We start from the raw sequence: 15395 nt of genomic DNA, 5'->3' as shown, positions 1-15395 counted from the left end.
GAAACCGGGCGGCGGTTTTTCTTTTGGGCGCCGCATGTGGACTGGCGTTCACCTGCGCGGAAATCGCCTTGTAACATGCGCGATTTAGCCAGAAGCTCGCATTGCTGATTGCGAGGGTGGGTTATGATGCTCGTTCGTTGGTGCGTCGCTGGCCTGTGCTTCATCACCGCCCTGCCCGTTGCGGCGCAGACGAGCCCGCCGCGCCAGCCGGCGCCTGGCGAGAGCACGATCGTCGTCAACGGCGGGATCGAGGCGAAGAAGAGCAACTGGAAGCGCGCGGAAAGCGATCACGTCATCGTCTACAGCGACGGCAGCGACGCCGAGTTGAAGCGCGTCACCAACAATCTCGAGCGGCTCTACACTCTGATGTCGCGGCTCTATCGCAAGGGCGACACGTCGGACGATACCGCCAAGCTGCAAGTGACGCTGTTCGATTCGGCGCGGTTTTTCGAGAAGATGGATCTGCAGGGTCAGCGCTGGCAGGAAGGCCCCTACCCGCCCAGCTTCGCCGGCCAGCGTTATTATGACCCGCGCGAGGACGGCGAGGTGCTCGCGGTGTCGCGCAGCGACCAGGTGATCAAGCTCGCGACCAAGAAGGCCTTCGACAAGGAGTGCGACAAGGTCTTGGGCGAAGGCGGCAATTGCAACGAGATCCTGCCGCCGGTGCCGACCGCGCGCTCCTGGGAATCGGTGCTCTACTCCGCCTTTGCCCAGCATTTCCTGCTGACCTACACCCGGGCGGTCTATCCGCGCTGGTATGTCGATGGGGTAGGCGCGCTGTTCTCGACAATGGAGGTGCATGGCGACGGCTCGATCGACTATGCCCGCGCGCCGGATGACTATCGCCAGGTGTTCAACGCTTATGGCGATCTCGACGTGAAGGCAGTGCTGAGCGGCGCCTATCTCGAGCCCAGCACCACCAAGACCCGGGTGATGGACTGGACGCCCTATCACGCCTGGCTGCTCGCGCACTTCTTCACCTATTCAAAGCTCAATCCGGCGCGGGCGCTGCAGTTCAAGGCGTATATGACCGCGATCCACCAGGGCGTGCCGATGGCGCAGGCCGCGAAGATATTCGGCGACATGCGGCGGCTGCAGAGCGAGCTCAACATCTACGCGTCGAACTCCACCTCCTATGCGCGCACCGCGAAGCACCAGCCCTTCGGCAGCGACCCGTTGATCGCGACCCTGTCGCTGGGCGGTGCCGCGCTGATCGAGGCGAAGATTCAGCTCGGTTCGCAGGGAAATGCGGACTGGATCGCCGGACTTCGCGACAAGGTGGCGAAGATCCCGCACGATGCGGATGCGCTCCTGCTCCTTGCCGAGGCGGAATGCCGCGCGGGGCAGGACGAGGCCTGCCTCGCCGCCGCCGAGCGCGTGCTCGCCGGCACGCCCGACGACGCCCGCGCGCTGGCGTGGAAGGGCGTGGCGCTAACCAACCGGGCGGTGGCCGGCGCCGCCGCGGACCGCGCCGCGACGCTTGCCGACGCCCGCAAGGCGATCGCGCGCGCGATCCAGGCCGACAGCCAGTCGCCGCTCGCGCTGATCGCATGGTTCCAGAGCTTCACCAAGGCCGGCGAGAAGGTGCCCGAGCCGGCGATACTCGGCATGGCGCGGGTGATCCGCCAGGTGCCCGCGGCCCCCGCGCCGCGCCTCTATCTCGGCGCCGAGCTGGTCCGCCAGGGCAATCCCGAGCTGGCGCGCAACATCCTCTATCCCGTGCTCTACGGCGCCGACGATTCCCCCGAGAAGAAGGCTGCGCAGGCGCTGTTCCCGGCAACCGGGCGCTAGCGGCTCAATCGCGCTCGAGCTTCCACGCCGCGTCGAGATAGCGATCCGCTGCGGCCTTGAGCGCGGGGTGCTTCTCGAACGCCTCGGCGGGGAGCGGCGCGATGCCGAGCCCTTCCATCACCACCCACAGCGCGAACTTGCGTGACGGCTCCTGCTCGACGCCGAAATCGATGCGCAGCCGCTCCTCGCCGCGGGCGCGCGCTTCCGGCGCCAGCGCCTCGGGCTCGTCGGTGTCGAAATAATGGGTGAGCAATGCGTCGAGGTCCATGCGTCCTACTTCGGCGCATGGACCCCGATCTGCAAGCGGGTGGGCGTTACGCCCCCACGCCGCTCGCAAGCCAATGCGCGCAATCCGGGCCGAGCTCGGCCAGCGCCACCGCCTCGTAGCGCGCCACGTCATAGGGCGTGAGCACCTGGCGCCAACGGCCATTGGTGCCCTTGTTGATGAACGTTTCGGCGCCGCCGTCCCAGAACACCCCGCCAAGCGGTGCGGACTGGGCGGCATTGGCCTTCATCCAGTCGAAGCTCGAATGGCGCAGCACATGCGGCCAGACCTCGGGCGAAACATCGATGTCGAGGAAGTCGGCGATCTTGCGGATCTCGCCCGGCATGTCGCGCTTGAGCGCCTCGAAATGGACGAGATGGACGTTGGGCAGGTCGCGCACCGCCCACCAGCTGCGGACATTCTCCCAGAACGACCAGAAGGGCGCGCCGTCGCGCTCGAGCCACTCGCGGAAATAGGCCGCGACATCCGGATTGGCACGCGCGATCGGCGGGCCGACCCGGCCCGGCGTGTCGTTGAGCGCCGCGAACCAGGCATCGGTCGCGTTGAAATGATGGTTGTGCAGGCTCCACGCCACATCGCGTCCGTCGCGCGCGACATAGAGATATTTGGCCTTCTCGCTGAAGCGCAGCGCATCGACCGGCAGGTGCGTCTTCATGATGCGGCGGTGCGTCTGCGCCTCGAGCGCGGCGAGCTTCATCAACGCCGGCGGCAGGCGCAGGTCGACCCAGGGCGAGATCTCGGCAACCGACACCTCGGGATCGCCGCCGAACACGAGCTGCGCAACGATCTGCTGCGTCCAGGTCGTGCCCGACTTGGCATAGGTGGAGACGATCACATCGTCGTCGCGAAAGACCAGGTCGTTCCACACGGTCGAATCGAAGTGGTGATTGTGCATCTCACGCACCTTGCGCGGCCGCGTCGCCGAAATGGCCTCCGGCGCGAAACTGACTGGCATCTTCCTGTTCCTCAAAGAGCGAAGGGAGGCGATTTATTCACGTAACACACCAGCGTCAATTTGCGATTCACGCCAGATGCTATCAAGATGAATGCAAGGCATAGCCAAGTGCTATGCCAGTAAATATCGACGCGACACCCCATCCACCTAGAATAAATTTCCGTATACCAAACAGTGATTTGCATATTGATTCTGGCAAATCGCTTCGCCTGGCACGATCAGAACTCGATCGTCGCGCGCAACGTGGCGACGGTGACACGCTCGGCATCGGCCTCGCCGCCGCGGTTCCAGATGAACTGCAAATCGGGCTGCAATGTCAGGAACTTGGTGAGCTTGTCCGCATAGCTTAGCTCGATCGCGTTTTCGCTCGCGGTGGTATGCGTGCCGCCGCCGCGCAGCAGATCGCGGTAGCCGCCCGAGAGATAGGCCTGGTTGACGCCGAGCGAGAACTGGCTGTCGTCACGCCCCGGCACGATCTTGCTGACCAGGACGCCCGCCTGCCAGCCGCCCTTGTAGGGCGTGGTCTTGCCGTCGGAGATGCCGGCGCGGACGAACAGGCTGGCCGCGAACGGACCGTCCTGGTTGCCGATCGCCTTTTGCGCGATCGCATAGACGCCGCGTGCCTTGCGCCGCACGGGATCGCCGGCGCCATCCACCGCGGCGATATCGTCCTGCCGCTGGCTGTAGCCCCATGCGCCGATCGCGAGCTTGTCGCCGTCCTTCTCCACCCCGGCCTCGCCGATCAGCAGCACGCCGTGATCGAAATCGAGCGCAGAGCCATGTTCGTCGCCCAGCGCGCCGGCGGTGGCGTTGAGCACCGCGACGCGTGCGAAGCCGGCGCCGCCGAAGCGCTGCTCGACCCGCACCGCCAGCGCGGTGGTCGGGAAGATCGACGGGCCGTTGGGCCCGGTCGCGGCGATCTCCGAGCCGACGCCGAACGCCGGGGCGATCAGCAGGCCCGAGGCGTCGCTCGAATAGAATTCGCTGTTGAGGTCATAGAGGCCGGCGCGCAGCGTGGTGCGGCTGCCAAGCTTCTGCTCCACCCATGCCTCGAACAGGCGCAGCTTGGGCGATGCGACTTCGATATTGTCGATGCCCTGCAGCGTGCCCGCCGCATCATTGGGACGATCGCCCAGATTGTTGAGGATATCGACATGGAAGCTCGCGCCCTTCCAGCCGACGAGCCGATCGAGATCGCCATTGGCTTCGACGTTGAGGTCGTCGAGCCCGAAGCTGCGCATGCGGCGGCCGTCAGCAGCCACGCCCGATAGATCGACGCGATAGGTCGCGCCGAGGTCGAAAGCAGGCTCCTTCGTTTCCTGCGCGAACGCCGAAGTCGAAAAAAGCAGCGCCAGGGCCGTCGAGCCCCCGCCGAAAGTCCCACGCATGTCCCAATGCCCCAGTTCGCGGCATCCCCTGACACAATAATAGAGGCTTCGGCCCGAAGCGGCCCGGTTGCCCCCTATAATTGGCTTCGGGGCGGGTGCCGGTGCGGCAGCTGCACGGGAGACTCTTGTGAAGATCACGTCGCTCAACAAGGCAACGACGCAGGCCGCCGCGATCCTGGTGGCGATCACCGCCATCTCGGGCGGCACCGGGCTGTTCATCGTCGCCAAGGAGAACGCGGCGATCGCCGGGCAGGCTTCGTCCGCGGCTCTGCTCCAGAACCATATGGAAGCGGACATGATGCACGACGCGGTGCGCGCCGACGTGCTCAACGCGCTGGTCGGCGGCGACGGCGCCGCGCGCCAGCAAGTGGTCGCCGACCTCAAGGATCACCTCGCGACGCTGTCCAAGAACATCGACACCGATGCCGCGTTCGAGGGCGATGCGAGCGTCGTCGCGGCGACGAGCAAGCTCAAGGCGCCGGTGCTGAGCTATACCGATGCCGCCCAGAAGATCGTCGACGCCGCCGGCAACGATGCCGGCGCCGCGCGCGCGCAGCTGCCCGGCTTCATGGACCAGTTCCATGTGCTCGAGGGCACGATGGAGACCGCGTCGAAGGCGATCGAGGCGAATGCCAAGCAGGTCGCCGCCAGCTCGGCGACGCTCGGCACGATCGCGATGATCATCCTGGGCATCACGCTGCTCGCCGGCTTGGCCGCCGCGCTGCTGCTCGCCCACACTGCGCGACGCCTGCTCGTCCAGCCGCTGCTCGACCTTGCCGGCACGATGCGCGCGCTTGACGGCGGCGACCTGACCGTGACCGTGCCGCACACCACCCGCGAGGATGAGCTGGGCGGCATGGCCAAGGCGATCGACGCCTTCCGCGACAAGCTCAACGCCGCCGAGGCCGCCAAGGAAGCGCAGACCCGCCTGATCGTCGATACGATCGGCACCAGCCTGGACGCGATGGCGCGCGGCGACCTCAGCGTCGAGATCGACGCCGACCTCACCGGGCCGTTCGCCGGCCTCAAGCGCAGCTTCAACGATGCCGCGCAGGGCCTGCGCAAGCTGATCGGCAATGTCGTCACCGGCACCGAGAATATCCGCACCGGCGCCAACGAGATCGCTTCGGCCTCCGAGGATCTCGCCCGCCGCACCGAGCGCAATGCCGCGACGCTGGAAGAGACCAATGCCGCGGTCAATGCGATCGATCACCGGCTGAAGTCGATCGCGCTTTCCGCCAACGAGACGCTGGGCCGTGCCGATGGCGCGATCGCCGTGGTCGGCAATGGCCGCGCGATCGCCGACGAGGCGGTGCAGGCAATGAACCGGGTGAGCGAAAGCGCCAAGGGCATCGACTCGGTGATCGAGGGCCTCGACAAGATCGCCTTCCAGACCCGGGTTCTCGCGATGAACGCGGCGGTGGAAGCCGGCCGCGCCGGCGAGGCGGGCCGCGGCTTCGCGGTCGTCGCCGACCTCGTCTCGGCGCTCGCGATGCGTGCCGAGGAAGAGGCCGGCCGCGCCCGCGACCAGCTGACCCACACCCAGGCCGAGGTCGTCACCGCCGTCGAAGCCGTGATGAAGGTCGATGGCGCGCTTGCCGATATCTCGGGCGATGTCGGCCAGGTCCACGCGCTGATCGGCACGATGGCCGAAGACAACAACGCCCAGAGCCACGCGATCAGCCAGGTCAGCGAGGCGATCGGCGAGATGGATCGCGGCACCCAGCAGAACGCCGCGATGGTCGAGGAAACCTCCGCGGCCGCGCGCAACCTGACCCAGGAAGTCGACGGCCTGGCGGACAACACCGCCAGCTTCACGATCGCCGCACCGCAGGGCCGCAGCACGGCCCTGGCGGCACGCGCGACGATCACCGGGACGACTGTCCACTAATGGTTTCCCCTCCCTGCAAGGGAGGGGTTAGGGGTGGGTTAGAAAAGGACGGGCTCGATGCCCGGCCTTTTCTGTTCCGGCTGCCGTCTCGCCGGGCGCCCCCGGCATTCGCTGCGCTCGCAACCCACCCCCGCCCCTCCCTTGCAGGGAGGGGAGATTGGAACAGCCCAATGCTGACCCTTCGTTGCGCACCCGTTGCGCATGGCCCGGCAGATGCCTATCTGCGCGCGCATGGCAACCGAACTCTACGACCTCACCGTCCCCGTCTTCCTGCGCGGCTTCAAGGCGCTGGCGGCATTCCTCGACAAGGCACGCGCCTGGGCCGACGAGCAGGGCATCGCGCATGACGAGCTGCTCACGGCGCGGCTGCATGAGGACATGGCGCCCCTCACCTCCCAGATCCAGCGCGTCAGCGACAGCGCCAAGTTCGCGGTCGCGCGGCTCGGCGGGATCGAGGCGCCGGCAATGGCCGACACCGAGGCGAGCTTCGACGACCTCCAGGCGCGCATCGCCGCGACCGTGGAATTCCTCAACTCCGTACCCCGCGAGGCGATCGACGGGCGCGAGGATGCCGATGTCGAAGTGAAGACGCCCAACCGCAGCTTCCACTTTAAGGGGCTGCCCTATCTCACCGGCTTCGTGCTGCCGAACTTCTATTTCCACATGACCGCCGCCTACGCGATCCTGCGCCACAAGGGCGCACCGGTCGGCAAGATGGACTATCTGGGCGGGATCTGATGGTCCGGGTCGCGGTGATCGGCGCGGGTGCCATTGGCGGCACCCTCGCCGCCTGGCTCGCCCAGACGCATGACGTGACGGTCTGCGCGCGCTCTTCGCTCGGCAATCTCGAGGTAGAGACGCCGGAGGGACTGATCCGCGCGGCACCGCACATCATTACCGACCCCGCCTTCGCGACCCAGGCCGATTGGGTGCTGTGTACCACCAAGACCTATGACTGCGACGCCGCCGCGGCCTGGCTGCCCCGCCTGATGGGGCCGACGACGCGGCTCGCGGTGATCCAGAACGGCGTCGAGCAGCGCGAGCGCTTCCCGCAGGTGCCCGCCCAGCGTACCGTGCCGGTGATCATCGACCTGCCCGCCGAGCGCAGTGCGCCGGGCCGCATGATCCAGCGCCGCAACGGCACGATCCATGTGCCCGAAGGCGAAGCCGGCGAGGCACTGGTCGCGCTGTTCGCCGACACCCCGATCGACGCGCAGACCACGCCGGACTTCACCACCGCCGCCTGGCGCAAGCTTGCGATCAACTGCTCGGGCATCGTCAGCGCCCTCACCCTGCGCCCCGCCGAAGTGGCGAACGACCCGGGCGTGGCGGAGGTGATGCGCGTGCTGGTCCGCGAGTGCATCGCGGTGGGCCGCGCCGAGGGCGCCGACCTCAAGGACGGGCTTGCCGACAAGGTGGTCGAGTGGACCACGCGCGCCCATCCGCAGTCGGTCAATTCGCTCCACGCCGACTTTGCCGCCGGGCGGATGAGCGAAGTCGATGCGCGCAACATGGTGATCGTCCGGCGGGGCGCGAAGCACGGCATCGACACCCCGATGAACCGCGCGCTCGCATCTCTACTGATTGCCGCGTCCACCCGGAATTAACCGCGCCTGCCGAGAACAAGGCGATGCGCATGCTGCTGTTCAATCGAAGCTTCGGCCTCCTGCTGCTCGCCGCGCTGGCGGGGCTGTACGGCATCTTCGCCTTCGACCTGTTCCAGGACGAGGGCGGCACGATCACCGGCCGCCGCATGCGGATCGAGGTCGATGAATTCCTGCTCTACGGCTCGGCGCTGACGCTGCTGCTGTTCGGCTTCGGGCTCAACCAGCATCACGGGCGGCTGCGCGAGCGCAAGAAGCGGCTGCGGGCCGAGCGCGACGCGCGCGATTTCGGCTATCACGACGCGCTCACCGGCCTGCCCAATCGCCGCGCCTTCGATGAGGCGCTGGCCCGGGCGCAGGGGCTCCACGCCGTGCTGATGCTCGACCTGAACGGCTTCAAGGCGATCAACGACACGCATGGCCACGGCACCGGCGACGCAGTGCTGCGCGTGGTCGCCGATCGCATCGCCGGCGCGGTGCGCGATGGCGACACCGCGGCGCGGCTGGGCGGCGACGAGTTCGCCGTGATCGCGCCCGGGCTCGACAATCCCGAGACTGCCAAGGCGATCGCCGCGCGCCTCGCCGCCAGCATCGCCCGCCCGATCTTCGTCGAAGGCCGTACGCTGCACGTCGGCACCGGCATCGGCATCGCGCTGGCTCGCGGCAGGGACCTTGCGCCCGAAGAGCAGACCCGCCGCGCCGACCGCGCGCTCTATGCCGCGAAGCGCAGCGACGGCGTTGCATGGCGCCTCTACGCGCCCGAGCTCGAAGCCTGACTCCCCTTGCAATGTAGGATTTCGGCTGCTTGGCTTGCGCGGTCCGGCACGCTGCCGGCCGCTCTTTCAAATGTTGGAAATATAGGGCCGGTCTCGCGCAAGGATGTTGCGAGATGCGGCGCATTTCCGCGAACTGTGTCAACCTAGGAAGCCGAGAAAATCGCCATTGGTGCCACCTTCGTGACCTTTGGCGATTCGCTGTCATCGGCGTTGTAGGATCTCAGATCTCGGCGATCCGCGTGCCCAGCCGCGCCGCTTCCTCGCGGTCATGCGTGACCATCAGGATCGGCAGGCCGAGCGCGTCGCGCAGCCGCTCGATCAGCGCCATGATCTCCTCGCGCCGCGCCCGGTCGAGCGAGGACAAGGGCTCGTCGAGCAGCAGGAAGCGCGGGTTGGAGAGCAGCGCCCGCCCGATCGCCACCCGCCGCGCCTCGCCGCCGGAGAGCGTCCGCGGCCAGCGATCGAGCAGGTGCGCGATGCCGAGCAGCGCGATCGTCTCGTCGACATCCAGCCCGTCCGCGCCGCGCCGCCCGTAGAGCAGGTTAGCCCGCACGCGCAGGTGCGGGAACAGCCGCGGCTCCTGGAAGACATAGCCGGCACGCCGCTCGGCCGCCGGCAGATCGACCCCCGCCGCCGCCTCGAACAGCGTCTCGCCGCCGACGCGCACATGCCCGGCATCGGGCTCGACCAGCCCGGCGACCATGTTCAGCACGCTGGTCTTGCCGGCACCGGAAGGGCCGAACAGCACGGTCAGCCCCTGGCCCGCTTCGATCCGGCAGGCGATCTCGGCCTCGCCGAGGCGCTTGGTCAGGTCGAGGTCAAAGGACATGCAGCCCCCTGCCGGCGCGCCGCGCGATCAGCTCGGAGGCGAGCAGCGCGCCGAGCGAGAGCAGCACCGAGATCCCCGCCAGCCGGAGCACCTGCCCCTCGCCGCCCGGCATCTGCAGCGCGGCGTAGATGGCGAGCGGCAGGGTCTGCGTCTCGCCCGGGACATTGGAGACGAAGGTGATCGTCGCGCCGAACTCGCCCAGCGCGCGTGCGAAGCCGAGCACCGCCCCGGCGAGCACGCCGGGCAGGCTGAGCGGCAGCGTCACGCTTGCGAACACCCGCCAGCGCCCAGCTCCCAGCGTCGCGGCTGCCTGTTCGAGCCGCCGGTCCACCGCTTCGATCGACAGCCGCATCGCGCGCACCATCAGCGGCAATGCCATCACGGCCGAGGCGATCGCCGCGCCGGTCCAGCGGAACAGCACCGACACGCCGAACCAGCTCTCCAGCCAGCTGCCGATCGGCCCGCTCGGCGCGAAGGCGAGCAGCAGCAGCCAGCCGGTCACCACCGGCGGCACCACCAGCGGCAGGTGCACCACGCCGTCGAGCAGCAGCTTGCCCGGAAACCGCCCGCGCGCCAGCAGCCAAGCCAGCGCGAACGCCACCGGCAGCGATGCCAGCACCGCCACGCCGCCGACCTTGAGCGACAGCCAGACGATGCCCCAGAGCTCGGGTGTCACAGCGGCAGGAAGCCGAAGCGGCGGAAGATCGCCCGCCCCTCGCCGCTCAGCAGGAAACGGCGGAAGGGCTCGGCATCGGGGCTGGTCGAGGCCTTGAGCCGGGCAATGGGATAGCGGATCGGCGGGTGGCTGTTCACGGCGAAGACCGCGACGACGCGGACCGCGCTGGATGCCCGGGCGTCGGTGGCGTAGACGATGCCGCGCGGGGCGGCGCCACGCTCGACCAGCGCCAGCGCCGCGCGCACGCTCTCGGCCCGCACCACATTGGGGGACACCGCCGCCCAGCGCCCGCTCCGCTCGAGCGCGGCCTTGGCGTAGCGCCCCGCCGGTACCGAGTCCGGGTCGGCGATCGCCACCCGCGTCGTTCCCAGCGCCCGCAATTCGTCATAGGGTCGGGCCGGTGGCGTGCCGGCGGGGGCGATGATCACCAGCCGGTTGCCGAGGAACGCCGCCCGCGTGCCCGGCACGATCAGCCCGCGCTTCTCGATATCGTCCATCCACGGCTCGTCGGCCGAGACGAACAGGTCCGCCGCCGCCCCGGCCGCGATCTGCCGCGCCAGTGCCGAGGACGCCGCGAACGAGCAGACCGGCCTGGCATGGCCCTTCGCCGCCCAGGCGTCCGACGCGGCAAGCATCGATTCCTGCAGGCTCGCCGCCGCCAGCACCAGCGGCGGGCGCGGCGCGGCGTGGGCCACAAGCGGCGCCAGCGCCGTCGCGCCCATGCCGGCGAGCAGCGCGCGCCGGCCGATCTCTCGCTCGATCGTCATGCCCCTTGCCTGACAGCCGCCACGCAGCGAGGCAAGGCTCTTGCTTCGCCGCGAAACGCCGGCACCATTTTTGAACAGGCGGCCTCCGAACACCGGCTGGACAGGACCAACCGCCTGACATACCTCCCCTTTCAAGGGGGAATCACGTGAACCGAGCAATCGGCTGCGCGGTGCTCGCGGGGCTTGCCTGCGCGACGCCGGGTCATGCACAGCAACGTCCGGCGGGCGGTGCCCGGATGACGGCGGCCGAGCTCTTCGCCTTTGCCGACGCGGCGCGCGACGCGGGCCGCTATGAGGATGCCGAGGCGGCCTATCGCGCGCTCGCCGCGGATCCCGACCCGGAACTGCGCACCGAGGCACGCTTCCGGCTGGGCATGATGCTGGCCGATCGCCAGCACAAATATCGCGACGCCGCGATCGAATTCCGCCGCATCCTCGACGACAAGCCCGGCGCCGCCCGCGTTCGGCTGGAGCTGGCGCGGATGGATGCGCTGCTCGGCAATGTCGGCGCCGCGCAGAAGGAGCTTCGCGCGGCGCAGGCAAGCGGCCTGCCGAAGGAGGTGGACCAGCTAGTCCGCTTCTACGCCGCGGCGCTCAATGCGCGGAAGCCGATCGGCTTCTCCGTCGAAGGCGGCATCGCGCCCGACAGCAACATCAATCGCGCCACCAAGTCCGAGACGCTCGGCACGATCATCGGCGACTTCTCGCTGGACAGCAGCGCCCGCGCCCGCTCGGGCGTCGGCGGATGGCTGCGCGGCCAGGCCTATTGGCGCAAACCGATCGATCGCCGCGTCAACCTGCTCGTCCGCGCCTCGGCCAGCGGCACGCTCTATCGCGCCTCCGAATTCGACGACATCGCCACCTCGCTGGAAGTCGGCCCCGAACTGAGCCTGGGCGCCGACCGGTTCAGCATCGCCTTCGGCCCCGGCCAGCGCTGGTACGGCCTGCATCCCTACAGCTTCACGCTGGGGGGAAGCGCCAATTGGCAGCATCCGCTGGGCAAGCGAGCGCAATTGCGCATCGACGGCGCGGCGGCCTCGGTCGACAACAAGCTGAACGATCTCCAGGACGGCGGCAGCTATGCGCTGGCGGTGTCGATCGATCGCAGCCTCTCGGCACGCTTCGGCGGCGGCATCCAGCTTTCCGGCACCCGCGAGGCGGCGCGCGATCCCGGCTATGCAACGGCGAGCGGCGGCTTCAACGCCTATTTCTTTCGCGAGATGGGCCGGACCACCGCAGTCGTGACGGCGGGCTACACTCATCTCGAAGCCGATGCGCGACTGTTTCTCTATCCCGAAAGGCGCCGCGACGATCGCTTCAGCGCCAGCCTGTCGGGCACGTTCAGAAGCATCCGGATCGGTGCGTTCGCGCCCTTGGCCAGGCTGCGCTGGGAACGTAACAAATCTACGCTAGAACTCTACGATTACAGCAGAATATCTGCTGAATTCGGCATTGCTGCAGCGTTCTAAAAAGGGGGGAACGATGAACAGGAAGATTGCGCTCGCTTGTTGCACCGCGCTTGGACTGACGCTCGCGGGCTGTTCCGGCGGTGGCGGCGGCGGCGGTGGTGGGGTCAACACCACGCCGGCGCCTACGCCCAGCCCGTCGGCGAGCCCGAGCCCCTCGCCGAGCCCCAGCCCTTCGCCGACGCCGAGCCCCTCGCCCAGCCCGAGCCCAACTCCCACGGCAACCGCCAATGACGATCTGATCGCGCCGCTGGTCAGCGAAAGCTTTCGCAACGTCGCCTCGAAGGGCAGCGTCAGCGTTCCCAAGAGCGGCGCGGTGGTCAGCACCTCGGCCGGCACGGTCGCGCTGACCTTCTCCTACGATGCCGCCAGCCAGGCCTACACCGTCTCCGACGGCACGCTCACGCGCACCTTCGGGCCCGGCGCGATCGATCCCTCGCAATCAACCGCGACCCTGACCACCTACAAGTTCAGTTCGGGCACCACGACCGAATATCTGAGCATCACGACCCCCGGCACCGGCACGGGCAAGACCAAATATGTCGGTGGCGGCTTCTGGCAGCGCCAGGTCGACGGCGCATCGACGGTGAACGGAACCTTCGTTTCCTTCTCCTACGGCGTGAAGACCCCCGACGGATCGCTGCCGCGCACCGGCACGGCGAGCTTCGACGTCAACCTGCTCGGCGTTCGCAGCTTCAGCAGCGACATCTACGCGCTCGCTGGAACAGGCGTGCTGAACGTCGACCTGCAGAGCGGCGCCATCGTCGCGAGCGGACGCTATAACGAGGCCAACACGACCAACGGCGCCGGCCCGACCGGGCTGGGTTGGAAGGCGACCGCGATGCTCTCGTCGAGCAGCAACAACTTCACCGGCACGATTTCGCTCGACGATGCCGGCAGCGGCGAATTCCACGGTGCGCTGTTCGGCCCCAGCGCGGAGGAAGTCGGCGCGACCTTCTCGACCAACCCGAGCTCGGACGTGGCCTCGACCGGCACCATCTATGGCGCGCGCGGAAGCACGCTGCTCAATCAGCCAAGCACCCTGCTCGACAATCCGACCAGCGACACCTTCTATCACCCGATCTCGCGCTCGATGACGGCGCAGCTCGACGGCAGCAGCAAGGTGACCAGCGCTGCGCAGGCGCCGCAGCTGGCGGCGATCTACAAGAGCCAGAACGGCACCTCGACTACCCTGTTCGGCGCCGACGGCCATATCTCGTCGCCGGTCGCCAATCCGGGCTTCACGATGGTCTACCAGATGTCCGACGTGAACGCGTCCTATCTGCGCGCCGGTCTGGCGCTCGACCGGCGCACCAGCCTCAACCAGTTCGACGCCTTCCTCTATGGCTTCGACACGCCGAACGCGAACGTGCCGCGCACCGGATCGGCCGCGTTCAACGTCACGATGAACGGTGGCGTCGCGGCCCCGGGCGCACAGCTTCAGACGCTGTCGGGCTTCGGCAGCGTGACCGCCAATTTCGCGACCGGCGCGCTCTCGACGCTCGGCACCTATACGGTGACCAACAACGTGCCCGGGCTCGGCCTGGGTGGCGGCAGCACGGCCGACAGCGGCTCCTGGACCGGCAGCGGCACCATCTCGGCAACGAGCAACGCCTTCACCAGCAGCATCGCGCTGGCCGGCGCCACCAACTATAGCGGCAATGCCTCGGGCCAGTTCTTCGGCCCGGCGGCGGACGAAGTCGGCGCCGCCTTCCAGGCCAGCTCGGCCGGCGGGGCGATCGCGACCGGCACTCTTGCCGGCAAGCGCGGCAGCGACACCACCGCGTCGCAGACCGGCTTGCTCGGCCTCACCACGCGGACGACGCTGACGGGCACCGACGCGCAATATTATGTGGTCCCCGACCTCAGCCCGTCTCAGCAGGTCACTGTCGATGGCAGCATCGAAGTCACCTATGATCCCGCCGACAAATCCTATGTCTTCCAATCGGTGACGACGGGCGTCGGCTTCGGCACCGCGGTGCCGATCTCGGTCACGGTCGCCCGGAGCGACCTGGATGCCGCGCACAGCGACGCGCTGTTCGACGTCTATCACGGCGCCAATTACGACGCGCGGATCTTCAAGCCTGGGGCTGGCAACAGCCAGGTCGCGCTGACCTATACGAGCTTCGCCAACATCACCCAGTCCACCGTGAAGGACGGGCGCGCCACCCGGACCGAATATTACGTCCCGTTCGGCGGGCAGACGCCGAACTTCCAGATGCCGAAGACCGGCACCGCGACCTATACCGGCGTCGCCTATGGCAGCGGCTATGACGGCAATTTCAAGCACGAAGCCACGCTCAGCGGCACGAGCAATTTCGACGTCAATTTCGGTACCGGCACCATGGGACTGGCGCTCAACCTTAGCTCGACCGACCGCACGAATGGCGCGTCGCGGGCGCTGGGAACGTTCCAGTTCGCCAACAGCGTGGTGGGCGGCTGCAATGGCTGCGTCACCAATTCCTTCTTCCTGACGACCTACGGCGCGGCCAGCGGCTCCGCGTTCGGCAAGTTCTTCGGCCCCAACGCCGCGGAGTTTGGCGCGAACTTCACGCTGAACATCGACAGCCCGAACGGTCAATCAGGCTCCTCCTCGACCTTCGCAGGGGTGACAGTGGGCAAGAAGAACTGACCCGCAGTCCTATCGCCGAGCCACGCGCCGGCGCCCGTCGTGGCATCGAGCGGCTCGGCGATCAACTGGCGCGGCCTGGCAGCATCTCGCCCGATCCGGCGAATGGCGCACGGGACAACCACTTAGGTTTCAATATATTGGAGAGCCAAGATAAATTGGCAGAACGCGATCCAATCTGGTTATATCGAACCTACAACGAATAATTCCCTCAATATAGTTCACACAACGTAACAATAGTCCGGAATGGTTTCGGTGGCGGAACACACCGAAACCGCGCTAAATTTACCGTTGCAATCCCCAGCGCCTTTTGCGACCCATGTATTAAGTCGCACAA

General features: G+C 67.7%; 13 protein-coding genes. 7 read left to right on the top strand and 6 right to left on the bottom strand.

The genetic code is table 11. The features are described 5' to 3' along the window. Positions 1-123: 123 nt before the first annotated feature. Positions 124-1791, top strand: coding sequence for a hypothetical protein (locus ABLE38_RS13965; protein WP_348974837.1), 1668 nt, complete (start codon positions 124-126; stop codon positions 1789-1791). 4 nt (positions 1792-1795) lie between these two features. Here ABLE38_RS13965 and ABLE38_RS13960 read toward each other — a convergent pair whose 3' ends face one another. The 3 genes from ABLE38_RS13960 to ABLE38_RS13950 form a co-directional block, all read right to left on the bottom strand. Then, the gene (locus ABLE38_RS13960) at positions 1796-2059 is read right to left on the bottom strand and encodes a hypothetical protein (protein WP_348974836.1); all 264 of its coding nucleotides are present in this window, start codon (positions 2057-2059) and stop codon (positions 1796-1798) included. A 46-nt stretch (positions 2060-2105) separates the two neighbouring features. Further along, positions 2106-3032 (bottom strand): sulfotransferase domain-containing protein, encoded by a 927-nt coding sequence (locus tag ABLE38_RS13955; protein ID WP_348974835.1) that lies wholly within the window; start codon positions 3030-3032, stop codon positions 2106-2108. A 218-nt stretch (positions 3033-3250) separates the two neighbouring features. After that, positions 3251-4420 (bottom strand): carbohydrate porin, encoded by a 1170-nt coding sequence (locus ABLE38_RS13950; RefSeq protein ID WP_348974834.1) that lies wholly within the window; start codon positions 4418-4420, stop codon positions 3251-3253. A gap of 127 nt (positions 4421-4547) precedes the next feature. Between ABLE38_RS13950 and ABLE38_RS13945 the strand changes: the two genes are divergently transcribed. From ABLE38_RS13945 to ABLE38_RS13930, 4 genes are all read left to right on the top strand, one after another. Then, a complete protein-coding gene (locus ABLE38_RS13945; RefSeq protein WP_348974833.1) occupies positions 4548-6311 on the top strand; it encodes a methyl-accepting chemotaxis protein in 1764 nt (587 codons plus the stop codon). 231 nt (positions 6312-6542) lie between these two features. Beyond that, on the top strand, positions 6543-7049 hold the full coding sequence (locus ABLE38_RS13940; protein WP_348974832.1) for a DUF1993 domain-containing protein: 507 nt from the start codon (positions 6543-6545) through the stop codon (positions 7047-7049). Further along, the gene (locus ABLE38_RS13935; RefSeq protein WP_348974831.1) at positions 7049-7918 is read left to right on the top strand and encodes a 2-dehydropantoate 2-reductase; all 870 of its coding nucleotides are present in this window, start codon (positions 7049-7051) and stop codon (positions 7916-7918) included. The genes ABLE38_RS13940 and ABLE38_RS13935 overlap by 1 nt, the downstream gene beginning before the upstream one ends. A 29-nt stretch (positions 7919-7947) precedes the next feature. Beyond that, positions 7948-8691 carry a GGDEF domain-containing protein gene (locus ABLE38_RS13930; protein ID WP_348974830.1) on the top strand — a complete coding sequence of 248 codons (744 nt, stop codon included), beginning with the start codon at positions 7948-7950 and terminating at the stop codon, positions 8689-8691. 220 nt (positions 8692-8911) lie between these two features. Here ABLE38_RS13930 and ABLE38_RS13925 read toward each other — a convergent pair whose 3' ends face one another. The 3 genes from ABLE38_RS13925 to modA are packed head-to-tail and all read right to left on the bottom strand — an operon-like array spanning position 8912 to position 10918. Continuing rightward, positions 8912-9520, bottom strand: a complete 609-nt coding sequence (locus ABLE38_RS13925; protein WP_348974829.1) for an ATP-binding cassette domain-containing protein — start codon at positions 9518-9520, stop codon at positions 8912-8914. Then, on the bottom strand, positions 9510-10196 hold the full coding sequence (modB, locus tag ABLE38_RS13920; protein WP_348974828.1) for a molybdate ABC transporter permease subunit: 687 nt from the start codon (positions 10194-10196) through the stop codon (positions 9510-9512). Before modB ends, ABLE38_RS13925 begins: the two co-directional genes overlap by 11 nt. After that, on the bottom strand, positions 10193-10918 hold the full coding sequence (gene modA, locus ABLE38_RS13915; RefSeq protein ID WP_348975217.1) for a molybdate ABC transporter substrate-binding protein: 726 nt from the start codon (positions 10916-10918) through the stop codon (positions 10193-10195). The genes modB and modA overlap by 4 nt, the downstream gene beginning before the upstream one ends. Positions 10919-11109: 191 nt before the next feature. On the opposite strand from modA, the gene ABLE38_RS13910 reads away from it, so the two are divergent. After that, the gene (locus ABLE38_RS13910) at positions 11110-12432 is read left to right on the top strand and encodes a surface lipoprotein assembly modifier (RefSeq protein ID WP_348974827.1); all 1323 of its coding nucleotides are present in this window, start codon (positions 11110-11112) and stop codon (positions 12430-12432) included. A gap of 13 nt (positions 12433-12445) precedes the next feature. Further along, a complete protein-coding gene (locus ABLE38_RS13905; protein ID WP_348974826.1) occupies positions 12446-15061 on the top strand; it encodes a transferrin-binding protein-like solute binding protein in 2616 nt (871 codons plus the stop codon). Positions 15062-15395: the final 334 nt, after the last annotated feature.

It is taken from the genome of Sphingomonas sp. KR3-1 (genome assembly GCF_040049295.1).
Lineage (GTDB): Bacteria > Pseudomonadota > Alphaproteobacteria > Sphingomonadales > Sphingomonadaceae > Sphingomonas.
This window is presented reverse-complemented; position numbering and strand designations above follow the sequence as displayed.

Excerpts from the sequence above, each read along its gene's own strand:
- ABLE38_RS13965 (WP_348974837.1), top strand. The coding sequence starts at position 124 with ATGATGCTCGTTCGTTGGTGCGTCGCTGGCCTGTGCTTCATCACCGCC.
- ABLE38_RS13960 (WP_348974836.1), bottom strand. The coding sequence starts at position 2,059 with ATGGACCTCGACGCATTGCTCACCCATTATTTCGACACCGACGAGCCC.
- ABLE38_RS13955 (WP_348974835.1), bottom strand. The coding sequence starts at position 3,032 with ATGCCAGTCAGTTTCGCGCCGGAGGCCATTTCGGCGACGCGGCCGCGC.
- ABLE38_RS13950 (WP_348974834.1), bottom strand. The coding sequence starts at position 4,420 with ATGCGTGGGACTTTCGGCGGGGGCTCGACGGCCCTGGCGCTGCTTTTT.
- ABLE38_RS13940 (WP_348974832.1), top strand. The coding sequence starts at position 6,543 with ATGGCAACCGAACTCTACGACCTCACCGTCCCCGTCTTCCTGCGCGGC.
- ABLE38_RS13935 (WP_348974831.1), top strand. The coding sequence starts at position 7,049 with ATGGTCCGGGTCGCGGTGATCGGCGCGGGTGCCATTGGCGGCACCCTC.
- ABLE38_RS13930 (WP_348974830.1), top strand. The coding sequence starts at position 7,948 with ATGCTGCTGTTCAATCGAAGCTTCGGCCTCCTGCTGCTCGCCGCGCTG.
- ABLE38_RS13925 (WP_348974829.1), bottom strand. The coding sequence starts at position 9,520 with ATGTCCTTTGACCTCGACCTGACCAAGCGCCTCGGCGAGGCCGAGATC.
- modA (WP_348975217.1), bottom strand. The coding sequence starts at position 10,918 with ATGGGCGCGACGGCGCTGGCGCCGCTTGTGGCCCACGCCGCGCCGCGC.
- ABLE38_RS13905 (WP_348974826.1), top strand. The coding sequence starts at position 12,446 with ATGAACAGGAAGATTGCGCTCGCTTGTTGCACCGCGCTTGGACTGACG.